Origin of the sequence: Tabrizicola sp. BL-A-41-H6, assembly GCF_050632395.1 — a bacterium.
Classification (GTDB): domain Bacteria; phylum Pseudomonadota; class Alphaproteobacteria; order Rhodobacterales; family Rhodobacteraceae; genus JAUYQR01.
The window spans coordinates 231054-243374 of the sequence record NZ_CP192600.1; the positions used below are offsets into that span (position 1 = coordinate 231054).

9 protein-coding genes are annotated in these 12321 nt (G+C 62.8%); 3 read left to right on the forward strand and 6 right to left on the reverse strand.

Annotated features, from left to right (window positions below; all coding sequences use genetic code 11):
- Positions 1–2: 2 nt before the first annotated feature.
- Positions 3–905 (reverse strand): hypothetical protein, encoded by a 903-nt coding sequence (locus ACROUL_RS01100; RefSeq protein ID WP_431297718.1) that lies wholly within the window; start codon positions 903–905, stop codon positions 3–5.
- A 160-nt stretch (positions 906–1065) separates the two neighbouring features.
- On the reverse strand, positions 1066–3801 hold the full coding sequence (gene secA, locus ACROUL_RS01105; protein WP_431297719.1) for a preprotein translocase subunit SecA: 2736 nt from the start codon (positions 3799–3801) through the stop codon (positions 1066–1068).
- A 186-nt stretch (positions 3802–3987) separates the two neighbouring features.
- On the opposite strand from secA, the gene ACROUL_RS01110 reads away from it, so the two are divergent.
- The 3 genes from ACROUL_RS01110 (at position 3988) to ACROUL_RS01120 (ending at position 6662) form a co-directional block, all read left to right on the forward strand.
- Positions 3988–4830 (forward strand): peptidylprolyl isomerase, encoded by an 843-nt coding sequence (locus ACROUL_RS01110; RefSeq protein ID WP_431297720.1) that lies wholly within the window; start codon positions 3988–3990, stop codon positions 4828–4830.
- Between the two features lie 27 nt (positions 4831–4857).
- A complete protein-coding gene (gene argJ, locus ACROUL_RS01115) occupies positions 4858–6189 on the forward strand; it encodes a bifunctional glutamate N-acetyltransferase/amino-acid acetyltransferase ArgJ (RefSeq protein ID WP_431297721.1) in 1332 nt (443 codons plus the stop codon).
- A gap of 74 nt (positions 6190–6263) precedes the next feature.
- Complete coding sequence (locus ACROUL_RS01120; protein WP_431297722.1) at positions 6264–6662, forward strand: (deoxy)nucleoside triphosphate pyrophosphohydrolase; 399 nt, start codon at positions 6264–6266, stop codon at positions 6660–6662.
- A 120-nt stretch (positions 6663–6782) separates the two neighbouring features.
- Here ACROUL_RS01120 and infB read toward each other — a convergent pair whose 3' ends face one another.
- The 4 genes from infB to rimP are packed head-to-tail and all read right to left on the reverse strand — an operon-like array spanning position 6783 to position 12256.
- Entirely contained in the window at positions 6783–9362 is a 2580-nt protein-coding gene (infB, locus tag ACROUL_RS01125; RefSeq protein ID WP_431297723.1) for a translation initiation factor IF-2, read from the reverse strand.
- A 5-nt stretch (positions 9363–9367) separates the two neighbouring features.
- Entirely contained in the window at positions 9368–10003 is a 636-nt protein-coding gene (locus ACROUL_RS01130) for an RNA-binding protein (RefSeq protein ID WP_431297724.1), read from the reverse strand.
- Between the two features lie 23 nt (positions 10004–10026).
- Complete coding sequence (gene nusA / locus ACROUL_RS01135; RefSeq protein WP_431297725.1) at positions 10027–11628, reverse strand: transcription termination factor NusA; 1602 nt, start codon at positions 11626–11628, stop codon at positions 10027–10029.
- Between the two features lie 16 nt (positions 11629–11644).
- A complete protein-coding gene (rimP, locus tag ACROUL_RS01140; RefSeq protein WP_431297726.1) occupies positions 11645–12256 on the reverse strand; it encodes a ribosome maturation factor RimP in 612 nt (203 codons plus the stop codon).
- Positions 12257–12321: the final 65 nt, after the last annotated feature.

Genomic DNA, 12321 nt, shown 5'->3' on the forward strand with positions numbered 1-12321 from the left:
CCTCAATTCGAGACGGCGATCTTCACGTCCGGCGAAAGATTCTTCAACACCAGAATGTCCCCGGCCTGCCCGCAATCAGGAAGCTGTACCTTGCGCGCCTCGACCGTGACCTTGCCGAACTCCGCCAGGATCGAGTCTGCCTGCATAACCCGGCCACAGGTTTCCGAGGTGATGGCAAGTTCAACCTCGACCTCGACGCTGGCGGTCGGATCGGCGGGATAGGTGTAGATTTCGGCAAACATCGGCTGGTCAACCGACCGGTCGCCAAGAACCATGATCTTCCGGCCGCCGCTGCGCCCGCTGGTTGTGCGTCCGCCAACGAAAATCTTGTCGTCTTCCATGATCCGCAGGTCGAACACGTCGCTGTCCGTCCATTGCAGGCCAAAGCGCTGCACCGACGCCACGTCGGGCACGAACACCGACCCGACCAGAACTTCCGAATCGGGCAGGAACACCGACACGATCGCCTCGGTTTCCAGCGCCGGCAGCCTGACTCGCAGCATCCCGTCAGCCGAGGTACGCGCGGCAAAGCTCATCCCGGCGTGGCGGATGACCAAGCGCTCGCCCTTGGCACAAGGCGTCGAAATCGCGGCGTTGATGATGGCCTCAGGCTCGGCCTCAAGCGTGATCTTCGCATCACAGCCGTCGGTTGCCGTAGTGCCCGCCAGTGCCGCAAGCTCCGTCACCCCGTCGACCGATGCGCCGAACCCCGTTGTCAGCGATGCCGAGGCGGGCACCAGTGGCACTTCGGCAGGTTGCTTGATCGTCTGTTCGATCGAACCGCTGGTCGCCGCGTTGATGGATGCCCCCGGCACGCCATGCTTCATCGACTGAACAAAGTGCCCCGCTGCCAGCGCAACCGCCAACACCGCACCCGTCCGCATCGCTCTGAGCTTAACGTCCATACTTCCACCGCGAATAGAATCGTACTCGTCGTGGGTAGGCGCCAATGCGGGCGATCCCGTGTCCTTTCGGGGGAATGTTTCCAGCAAAGTACCGGCGATTGCGCGATAATGCCAAAAAGAGGCCGCTCATTGCCTCATTTTGACCTTAATCGCGCAACCGTCAGACCAGTTTGCCGTGGCAGTGCTTGAACTTCTCGCCCGATCCGCAGGGGCAAAGATCATTGCGACCGGGGTTTCCCCAGGTCGTGGGATCGGCCTCGTCGAACCCAGCCATCGCCACGGCGGCCGGGGCCGCAAGGGCAGGTGCCGGGGCAACCGGAGCCGGGGCCGGCGCGCTTGCCGCAACCGCCGGCTGTGACGCCGCCTGCTGCTGCGCCAGCATCTGGCGCATCATGGCTTCCTGTTCTTCCTTGGTGATCGGACGGATGCGCGACAACTGCTCCGTCACTTGCTGACGTAGCGAATTCAGCATCGATTCAAACAGTTGGAAGCCTTCGGTCTTGTATTCGTTCAGCGGGTCGCGCTGCGCGTAGCCACGGAAACCGACGACCGACCGCAGGTGTTCCAGCCGCAGAAGGTGGTCACGCCACTTCCCGTCTATGGCCTGCAACAGAACCTGCTTTTCGATGTTTTCCATCGTCGCCAGACCGAAAGCTTCGGTCTTTTCCGCCATCATCTTGTCTGATGCTTCGGCGATCCTCTCACGGATCACGTCCTGATCCACACCCTCTTCCGCAGCCCAGTTGGCAATCGGCAGGTCCAGCGTCATCTTTTCCCGCAGGTCGGCGGCCAGCCCGGCCGGATCCCACTGGTCGGGGTAGCTTTTCGGCGGCAGGTGCTGGTCAACAAGGTCCTCGATCACCTGATGGCGCATGTCCATCGCGATTTCCGACACATCTTCCGCCTGCATGATCTCAAGCCGCTGGCTGAAGATCGCCTTGCGCTGGTCGTTCATCACGTCGTCGAACTTCAGCAACTGCTTGCGGATGTCGAAGTTGCGGCCTTCCACCTTGGCCTGCGCCTTCTCGAGGCTCTTGTTGACCCACGGGTGAACAATCGCCTCGCCTTCCTTCATGCCCAGCGAGGACAAAACCTTGTCCAGCCGCTCCGACCCGAAGATGCGCATCAGGTCGTCTTCCAGGCTCAGGAAGAACGCCGACCGCCCGGGGTCGCCCTGACGGCCCGATCGGCCGCGCAACTGGTTGTCGATGCGGCGGCTTTCGTGGCGTTCCGTCGCCAGAACGAACAGCCCGCCCGCAGCCAGAACGGCGGCCTTCTCGTCGGCATGTTCCGCCTCGATCCGCGCGCGCACCTCGTCGGGGTGCAAGTGCGGGTCGGCGGCCAGCGCCTCAAGCACCTTCATCTCGACGTTGCCGCCAAGCTGGATATCGGTGCCGCGGCCGGCCATGTTGGTTGCAATCGTCACTGCGCCCAATTTGCCGGCATCAGCCACGATCTGTGCTTCCTGCTCGTGCTGGCGGGCGTTCAGCACGTTGTGCGGAATGCCCTCTTTCTTCAGCAGCTCCGACAATTGCTCTGATTTCTCGATCGACGTCGTGCCGACCAGAATCGGCTGCCCCTTGGCATTGGCCTCCTTGATCGACTTGACGATGCCCTCGAACTTCTCGCGTGCGGTGCGGTAAACCTGATCGTGCTCGTCGATCCGCTGGATCGGGCGGTTGGTCGGCACTTCGACCACGCCCAGCCCATAAATCTCGCGAAATTCCTCGGCTTCGGTCGACGCCGTGCCGGTCATGCCCGCCAGCTTTTCATATAGCCGGAAATAGTTCTGGAAGGTTACGCTGGCCAGCGTCACGTTCTCCGGCTGGATCTTCACATGCTCCTTGGCCTCGATCGCCTGGTGCAGGCCGTCCGAAAGACGGCGGCCCTTCATCATCCGGCCGGTGAATTCGTCGATCAGCATCACCTCGCCGTCCCGCACGATGTACTGCTGGTCCTTGTGGAACAGCTTGTGCGCCCTCAGTGCCTGGTTGACGTGGTGAACGATGGTCGTACTTTCAGGGTCATAAAGGTTCTGCCCCTCGGTCAGGATGCCTGCGTCGATCAAGACCTTCTCCAGCGCCTCGTTGCCTTCTTCGGTGAAGGTCACGTTGCGGGCTTTTTCGTCCACCTTGAAATGTTCGTCCGTCAGGAACGGGATCACCGTATCGACCTTCTGGTAAAGGTCGCTGCGGTCCTGGCTCGGACCCGAGATGATCAAGGGCGTCCGCGCCTCATCGATCAGGATCGAGTCCACTTCATCGACGATGGCATAGAAATGCCCGCGCTGCGCCATGTCGGCGATCGACGACTTCATGTTGTCGCGCAGGTAATCGAACCCCAGCTCGTTGTTCGTGGCATAGGTGATGTCGGCCTGATACGCCGCCCGCTTTTCCGCGTCTTCCTGATGCGGCACCACAACGCCCGTCGTCATACCCAGCGCCGCGTGGATCTTGCCCATCCACGCCGCATCGCGCCGCACGAGGTAATCGTTCACCGTGACGACATGCACGCCCTTGCCCGCCAGCGCGTTCAGATAGGCCGGGAACGTCGCCACCAGCGTCTTGCCCTCGCCGGTCTTCATCTCGCTGATGTTGCCCTGGTGCAGGAAGATCCCGCCCTTCAGCTGCACGTCGAACGCGCGCAGCCCCAGCGCCCGCCGCGCGGCCTCGCGGCAATTGGCAAAGGCTTCCGGCAGCAGGTCGTCCAGGCTTTCACCGCCCTCCTGCACACGTTTTTGGAACTCGCGCGTCTTGGCGACGATCTCTTCGTCGCTCAGCGCCATGTACTCCGGCTCCAGCGCGTTGATCTTCGCCACCAGCGGACGGACAGACTTCACCTTGCGGTCGTTCGGCGTGCCGAACACCTTCCGCGCGATTGCACCTAGACCAAGCATGTTTTCTCCGTGGGACGATGATTACGTCATCGTGTGGCTGCCGGACTTGCCGGTCCTCGTTGCCTTCCATAGAAGAGCCAAGAAGAAAGCCGGTCGGCCCTGTCTCACGCGACTGTCGCGATTTAAGGGGTAGGCCGGGTATAGTCAACGTCGCGCGGCCAAAGGCCCGGATCAGGAGATGGTGAAATGACGAAATACGCAGGATTCTGGTCCTCGGTTGCCGCAATCGTGTTCCTTGCAGCCCCTGTTCTGGCCGAAGGCGAAACCGCTGCCACTGTCGTCGCCACGGTCAACGGCACCGACATCACCCTCGGCCAGATGATCGCACTGAAGGAAACCCTGCCCGAACAATACCAGACGCTGCCCGATGACGTGCTTTTCAAGGGCATCCTCGACCAGTTGGTGCAACAGGAAGCACTGGCCCAGTCGGTCAAGACTCTGTCCGCCCGCGACAGCGCCAACATCGAAAACGACCGTCGCGGCTATGTCTCCGGCGTGGCGATCCAGGGCATCGTGCAGACCGCCGTCACCGACGAGGCGCTGCAAGCCGCCTACGACGCGCGCTTCAAGGATGCCGCACCCAAGACCGAATACAACGCCTCGCATATTCTGGTCGAGACCGAGGAAAAGGCGAACCTCCTGAAGCAGGAAATCGCTGACGGCGCCGCCTTTGCCGACGTCGCAAAGGCAAATTCCACCGATACCGGCTCGGGCGCCAACGGTGGCGATCTTGGCTGGTTCGGCCTTGGCATGATGGTCAAGCCGTTCGAGGATGCCGTGGTCACCGCCAAGGTTGGCGAGGTGACCGGCCCGATCAAATCCGATTTCGGCTACCACCTGATCCTCGTCAAGGAAACCCGCGTCGCTGCCAACCCGACGTTGGATGAATTGCGCGATGAACTGGCGTCTGAACTGGAAAGCGCGGCGATCAAGGCCAAGGTGGATGAACTGACCGCCGCCGCCACCGTCACCAAGCCGGGCGAAGCAATCGACCCGTCGATCTTGAAGAACACCGCACTGATCGACTGATCCGGCAACAAAGGGGGGGCATTGGGTATGGGCAAGACGGACTGGAAGGCCAAGGCCAAGGCGCTGAAAAAGAAACTGCGCTCCCTGACCGAGGGGGGCGATGCGCCGCCCGCTCCGGTCAAGAAGGCCAAGCCCGTCTCGCCGCTGGCCCCGGCCAGCTTCCCCGCCCTGCCTACCATCGCCGGCGTCGAATTTGCCGCCGTAGAGGCCGGCGTTCGCTACCAGAACCGCAAGGACGTGATGCTCGTCCGCCTTGCCCCCGGCACCGCGATGGCCGGGGTCTTCACCCGCTCCACCACCCGGTCGGCCTGCGTGCGTGATTGCCAGACCAAGCTTGCGATGAAGGTGACCGACGGCTCTGGCGCAGCCATCGTGGTGAACTCCGGCAATTCGAACGCCTTCACTGGCCGTGTGGGCGATGAGGCCGTCGCCGCCGTCACCTCCGGCGTGGCCGCCGCGCTCGGCATCCCTGCAGCGCGCGTGTTTTCCTCCTCCACCGGCGTCATCGGTGAACCGTTGCCGCACGACCGCATCACCGCAAAGATTCCCGATCTTGCCGCCGCCTTGCGCGAAGACGCCATCGAAATGGCCGCCCTCGCAATGATGACAACCGATACCTTCCCCAAAGGTGCCGCCGCGACCGTTCAGGGCGAAGGCGGCACGATCCACATCGCCGGTATCGCCAAGGGCTCCGGCATGATCGCGCCCGACATGGCGACGATGCTGGTCTACATCTTCACCGATGCAAAGATCTCTGCCGCCACCCTGCAAAAGATGCTGTCGCGCAACGTCGATGCCACCTTCAACTCGATCACCGTCGACAGCGACACCTCAACCTCCGACACGCTCCTTCTCGCCGCCACCGGGCAATCCCCGGCCGCCGAGGTGAAAGGCGCGGTCGCCAAGGCATTTGAAACCGCCCTTCATGGCGTGATGCGCGACCTCGCGCTTCAAGTCGTCCGCGACGGCGAAGGCGCCACCAAACTGGTCGAGGTGCGCGTCACGGGCGCCGCCTCCAACACCGACGCTGCGAAGGCCGCCTTTGCCATCGCCAACTCACCTCTCGTGAAAACTGCCATCGCCGGGCAAGATCCGAACTGGGGCCGCATCGTCGCCGCCATCGGCAAATCCGGGGCCGAGGCTGACCGGGACCGCCTTTCCATCCGCTTCGGTGACATCCTCGTTGCCGCGAACGGCTGGCGCAACCCTGACTACAAGGAAGACGACGGTGCCGCCTACATGCAAAAGCCAGAGCTTCTGATCCACGTCGACATGGGCCTCGGCACTGCCAAGCGAAGCGTCTGGACCTGCGACCTCACCGCGCGCTACGTCGAAATCAACGCCGACTACCGCTCCTGATTTCATCTGTCCTCAAATATCCCACGGGGGTCCGGGGGTGTGAAACCCCCGGCGGGTCCCGCAAAGGCCACGCCATGAAAACCGTTCTCGTCTCCGCCGTCGCCCTCATCGATCCCGACGGCCGTGTGCTTCTGGCCCAGCGCCCCGAAGGCAAGTCGCTGGCCGGGTTGTGGGAGTTTCCGGGCGGCAAGGTCGAACCGGGCGAAACACCAGAGGCCGCCCTGATCCGCGAACTGCACGAAGAACTTGGCATCGACACCTGGGCCAGTTGCCTTGCGCCCTTGACCTTCGCCAGCCACGCCTACCCGGAGTTTCACCTGCTGATGCCGCTTTTCGCCTGCCGCAAGTGGCAAGGCATCGTCCACGGCCGCGAAGGCCAATCCCTTGCCTGGGTCAAGCCCTCGGCGCTGCGCGACTACCCGATGCCGCCCGCTGACCTGCCGCTGATCCCGATCCTGCGCGACTGGCTCTGACCCCCGCCGATGGCGTGAAGTGTTAACAGAACGTGAATGCGGGAACCAAGTCCTTGAAATGATTGACCCCGCGCCGATGTCCCACGGTGGGACACTCGGCGCGGGGACCATTTCCTGCGGTCAGGCCAGCGTCCGCTGAACCTCTTCCCGCTCGAAGATTTCGATCACGTCGCCCGGACGGATATCTTCATACCGCTCGAAGGCCATGCCGCACTCCTGACCGGACTGGACTTCCTTCACTTCATCCTTGAAACGCTTCAGTGTCTTCAGCGTGCCTTCATGGATCACCACGCTATCGCGCAGCAAACGCACCCCAGCCGACCGCCGCGCCACCCCTTCGGTGACAAGGCAACCCGCCACCTGGCCCACGCCGGTGACCTTGAAGACTTCCTTGATCGTCGCATAGCCGATGAAGGTCTCGCGCACCTCGGCCTTCAACAGACCAGACGCTGCGGCTTTGATATCATCGACCAGATCATAGATGATCGAGTAGTAGCGGATCTCGACCCCCTTCTGATGCGCCGAGTTCCGGGCCGAAGCATTGGCCCGCACGTTGAACCCGATGATCGGCGCGCCACTGGCTTCCGCCAGCCCCACGTCCGTATCGGTGATGGCACCAACACCCGAATGCAGCACACGGACGCGCACCTCTTCGTTGCCGATCTTCTCCATCGCCTGTACGATCGCTTCGGCTGACCCCTGCACATCGGCCTTCACAAGGATCGGCAGCTCGGACACCGACAGATCCGCCTTGGCCTTCGCCATCAGCTGTTCCAGCGTCGTCGCGGCCCCCGCAGCAGCGCGCTTGTCCTTGGCGGCCTTCTCGCGGTAGGTCGCGATCTCACGTGCCTGCGCTTCGGTTTCCACGACGTTCAGCGTGTCGCCAGCCGACGGCGTGCCCGAAAGGCCCAGCACTTCGACCGGAACCGACGGCCCGGCTTCAGTGACAGTCTCGCCCTTGTCGTTGATCAGGGCGCGCACCTTGCCCCACTGCTCGCCAACGACGAAGATGTCGCCCTTGCGCAACGTGCCGTTCTGCACAAGCACCGTCGCGACAGGACCGCGACCCACGTCAAGCTTGGCCTCGATCACCGCACCAGAGGCTGGACGCTTCGGGTTGGCCCGGAGTTCAAGGATCTCTGCCTGCAGCGCGATGGCTTCCAGAAGCTGATCCAAGCCCTTGCCGGTCTTTGCCGAGACTTCCACGTCCTGCACGTCGCCCGACATGGCTTCGACAACCACCTCGTGCTGCAGCAGGTCAGTCCGCACTTTCTGCGGATCAGCGCCGTGCTTGTCGATCTTGTTGATTGCCACAATCATCGGCACCTTGGCGGCCTTCGCGTGGGCGATCGCCTCCACCGTCTGCGGCATCACCGCGTCGTCGGCAGCGACAACCAGAACCACGATGTCCGTCACCTGTGCGCCACGCGAGCGCATCGAGGTGAAGGCCGCGTGGCCGGGCGTGTCGAGGAAGCTGATCTTGGCACCGGTATCGGTCGTCACCTGATAAGCGCCGATGTGCTGGGTGATCCCGCCTGCTTCGCCGGAGACGACGTTCGCGTGGCGGATCGCATCAAGCAGGCTGGTCTTGCCGTGGTCGACGTGGCCCATGATCGTCACGATCGGCGGGCGAGGAACCAGATTTTCGTCGCTGTCGCGGACGGTGTCGATCACCTGTTCGACGTCGGCATCCGAAACGCGAACCGCCTTGTGGCCAAATTCCTCGATTACCAGTTCGGCGGTGTCCGCGTCGATGGCTTGGTTCATCGTGACCATCATGCCCATCTTCATCAGCGCCTTGACCACATCGGCGGCACGCTCGGCCATCCGGTTGGCAAGTTCACTGACCACGATGGTTTCCGGCAGTTGCACGTCGCGCACCTGCTTTTCGGCCTTCTGACCCAGACCAAGTGCCTTTGCGCGGGCCTTTTCCTGCTTGCGCTTCATCGCGGCAAGGCTGCGGGTCCGCCCGCTGTCGCCCGCAAGCGCATCGTTCAGGGTTAGCTTGCCAGTTCGGCGGGCGTCTTCGCCTGCGGTACGCTTTGCACCACGATCACGCTCAGCGTCGCGTTCGCGTTCGGTCTTGCGCGGCGCAAGGCCGGGCTTGGCAGATGCGGGACCGCGTGGATCGCCGCCGGGAGTTGCGGTTGCCGGTGCCGGTTTGGCCGGTGCCTCGGCTGCAGCCGGAGGCGGCTGGGTGGAACGGGACCGCGTGCCCAACACGTCGGCCTTGCGTGCGTCCGCCGCAGCGGCCTTGGCGCTGGCCTCTTCGCGAGCGGCACGAGCCTCTTCTTCGGCCTTCAGACGCAAGGCCTCTTCACGGGCACGGTCTTCACGCTCTTTCGTCTCGATCTCTTCTCGCCGACGTGCACGATCTTCCTCGCGCACGCGGTCTTCTTCGGCGCGGCGCACCGCATCTTCGGCCTCACGCGCCTTCGCGGCACGCAGAGCTGCCATCCGGCGCTCCATTTCTGCGTCAGAGATACCTGCAGGCCGTTTGGATGGGTCGCCGTAGCTGGTCGATACGCCAGACGTGCCAGCGGCTGGGGTTGCGGGCTTTGTTGCCGGAACCACCACACGCTTGCGCTTCGTCTCGACCACGACGCTTTTCGTCCGGCCGTGGCTGAAGCTTTGCTTCACCTGACCCGAACGGGGCACGCCACCCAGGCCAAGGGGTTTCTTGCCGTCTGTATCGCTCATGCGTCCTACGTATCCTTCATGGCGGTCTCGCCGCCGTCCTGCCTGCCAGAATGCCCTCGCACTCCGGCCAGCCTTGCCGCTTCCTCTACAACACGGGTTCTGAGTCCACCAGCGGCAAGCGCGGCGTGTATCGCACGTTCGCGTCCGAATGCCAAACCCAATTCCCCGGCGGTCAGAACTCCAATGAAACCGCCGTCACGCTCTGGTGGAGAGAGCTTCGTCTTTCCACGCTCTGATCCGTCGCTGGCCTGCAGAAGGGTTGCCGCTTTGCCCTTCGTCAGCCAGTCCTTTACCTTCTCATACCCCATGACCGCACCGCTGGCCTTGCGGGCCATGCTGACCAAGTCAACGACCCGCCTGGCCAACAGATCCTCGACCAGATCGGCCAGATCATCCGGCACCTTAACCGTTTGGCGCGCTGCACGGGCGAACAGGCCTTTTTTGGCTGCCTTTTCAATCGCCGCGCGGTCGGCGCTGACATAGAAGCCGCGCCCCGGAAGACGACCGAGAATATCCGGCGTCACCATACCATCGGGGTCAAGGCAAAAGCGGATCAATCCGGCCTTTGGCTGGCTTTCACCGGTCGCAATGCACTTGCGTTCCGGTTCGTCCTGATCTTTTTCCCGGCCGCCGCGCGTCAACGCTTGGGTTTCCGAGGTCTGAATCAGACCTCGGCCTCCGCGTTTTCTTCGACGGGCTTTTCAAGCTCGGCGGGATCGACCCAACCCAGCATCACCCGTGCGGTCATCACCAGATGTTGCGCCTCCTCGAGGCTCATGTCGAATTTCTCGAGCACGCCCTCATCTTTCTTGCGCACACCGTTTTCGGTGGTCCAGCCGCCCGCCAGTTCCCAGTCGGCGCATGTGGCAAAGTCTTCCAGGGTCTTGATGCCATCACGGCCAAGGGCCTCCAGCATCTGCGGCGTCAGGCCATCGAATTCAACCAGGCTGTCCTCGACACCCAAGGCACGGGCATTCTCCATCGCTTTGGCGTTTGCCGCCTCCAGATAATCGCGGGCACGGGCCTGAAGCTCGCCGGCAGTGCCTTCGTCGAACCCGTCGATGGACAAAAGCTCGTCCATGTCGACGTAGGCCACTTCCTCGAGGTTGGTGAAGCCTTCCGACACCAGAAGCTGGGCCATCATCTCGTCCACATCGAGCGTATCCATGAACAGCTTGGTACGTTCGGCGAATTCAGCCTGACGGCGCTGGCTTTCCTCGGCTTCGGTCATGATGTCGATATCAAGACCGGTCAACTGGCTGGCAAGGCGCACGTTCTGGCCGCGGCGGCCGATGGCAAGCGAAAGCTGTTCATCCGGCACCACGACTTCGATCTTGCCGGCTTCTTCGTCGATCACGACCTTGGAGACCTCGGCAGGCTGGAGCGCGTTCACGAGGAACGTCGCCTGATCCTGATTCCACGGGATGATGTCGATCTTTTCGCCTTGCAGTTCGTTCACGACGGCCTGCACGCGGCTGCCGCGCATACCGACGCAGGCGCCGACCGGGTCGATGGAGTTGTCGTAGCTGATGACAGCGATCTTGGCGCGAGAACCGGGGTCGCGAGCCACGGCCTTGATCTCGATGATGCCGTCATAGATTTCCGGCACTTCCATCTTGAAGAGTTCGGCCATGAACTGCGGGTCGGTGCGCGACAGGAACACCTGCGGGCCGCGGGCCTCGCGGCGGACGTCCTTGATGTAGCAGCGCACACGGTCGCCGATGCGGTAGCTTTCGCGGCCGATCTTTTCGTTGCGGCGCAGGATGCCTTCGCCCCGGCCGATGTCGACGATGACGTTGCCGTATTCCTCGCGTTTGACGGCGCCGTTGATGATGGTGCCCTTGCGGTCCTTGAATTCTTCGTACTGGCGGTCACGCTCCGCCTCGCGCACCTTCTGCAGGATCACCTGCTTGGCCGATTGCGCGGCGATGCGGCCCAGATCGACGGGCGGAACCTCGTCGATGATCTCGTCGCCAACCTTGGGGTCGGCCAGCCAGGTTTTCGCCTGCTTGACCGTCACCTGCGCGTGGTGATTTTCCACCGCGTCATCTTCGACCACCGTACGAACCCGCGTGAACGACGCGCGGCCGGTCTTGCGGTCGATCTTTACGCGGATGTCCATTTCCGCGCCGTAGCGCGACTTCGCGGCGCGGGCGAGGCTGTCTTCCATCGCCTGTACCACCAGTTCGGGGTCGATCATCTTTTCGCGCGCCACCGCCTCAGCGGTTTGCAGAAGCTCAAGCTGGTTGGCCGAGGTAATCGCCATGATGGGTCTCTCCCGCTTAGTGTTTCGTTGGGGGAACATCGTCCCCTTCGGTATCTTCGGTGTCTGTCTCGTCTTCGATGCTGTCGAACTTGGAAGGGTCCACGCCCTGCGCCTTGCGCTGGCGCAGCATCTCGGTGATCAGATCTTCGGTCAGGATCAGCTTGGCGTCCGATAGCCAGTCGAACTTCAGGCCGATGGTCAGCGTCTCGCCGCCTTCTTCGATCTCGATCAGGATTTCGTCGTTTTCGGTTCCTGCCAGTGTGCCCTTGAACCGGCGGCGGCCGTCGATCAGCTCGGACGTCTCCACCCGGGCTTCCCAGCCTTTCCACACCTCGAAATCCTTGAGGCGGGTCAGCGGGCGGTCGATGCCGGGGCTGGAGACTTCCAGCACGTAATTGTCTTCGATCGGGTCTTCCACGTCCAAGACGGCGGACACTGCGGTCGAAATCTGGCCGCATTCGTCAACGTCGATGCCGCCTTCGGCCTTGTCGGCCATGATCTGCAGGATGCGCGTCTTGCCGCCCATCAGGCGGACGCGCACCAACTCGAACCCCATCCCTTCGATGACGGGTCCGATGATGTCCGCCAGCCGGCGGTCGATCGAGGTCTTGGCGATCAGGTCCGACATGTTCGGTCCCCTAAAAATGAAAAACGGGCCGCAGGGCCCGTGCATCTCTTGCGGTAGCTTCGAGT

Excerpts from the sequence above, each read along its gene's own strand:
- ACROUL_RS01100 (WP_431297718.1), bottom strand. The coding sequence starts at position 905 with ATGGACGTTAAGCTCAGAGCGATGCGGACGGGTGCGGTGTTGGCGGTT.
- secA (WP_431297719.1), bottom strand. The coding sequence starts at position 3,801 with ATGCTTGGTCTAGGTGCAATCGCGCGGAAGGTGTTCGGCACGCCGAAC.
- ACROUL_RS01110 (WP_431297720.1), top strand. The coding sequence starts at position 3,988 with ATGACGAAATACGCAGGATTCTGGTCCTCGGTTGCCGCAATCGTGTTC.
- argJ (WP_431297721.1), top strand. The coding sequence starts at position 4,858 with ATGGGCAAGACGGACTGGAAGGCCAAGGCCAAGGCGCTGAAAAAGAAA.
- ACROUL_RS01120 (WP_431297722.1), top strand. The coding sequence starts at position 6,264 with ATGAAAACCGTTCTCGTCTCCGCCGTCGCCCTCATCGATCCCGACGGC.
- infB (WP_431297723.1), bottom strand. The coding sequence starts at position 9,362 with ATGAGCGATACAGACGGCAAGAAACCCCTTGGCCTGGGTGGCGTGCCC.
- nusA (WP_431297725.1), bottom strand. The coding sequence starts at position 11,628 with ATGGCGATTACCTCGGCCAACCAGCTTGAGCTTCTGCAAACCGCTGAG.
- rimP (WP_431297726.1), bottom strand. The coding sequence starts at position 12,256 with ATGTCGGACCTGATCGCCAAGACCTCGATCGACCGCCGGCTGGCGGAC.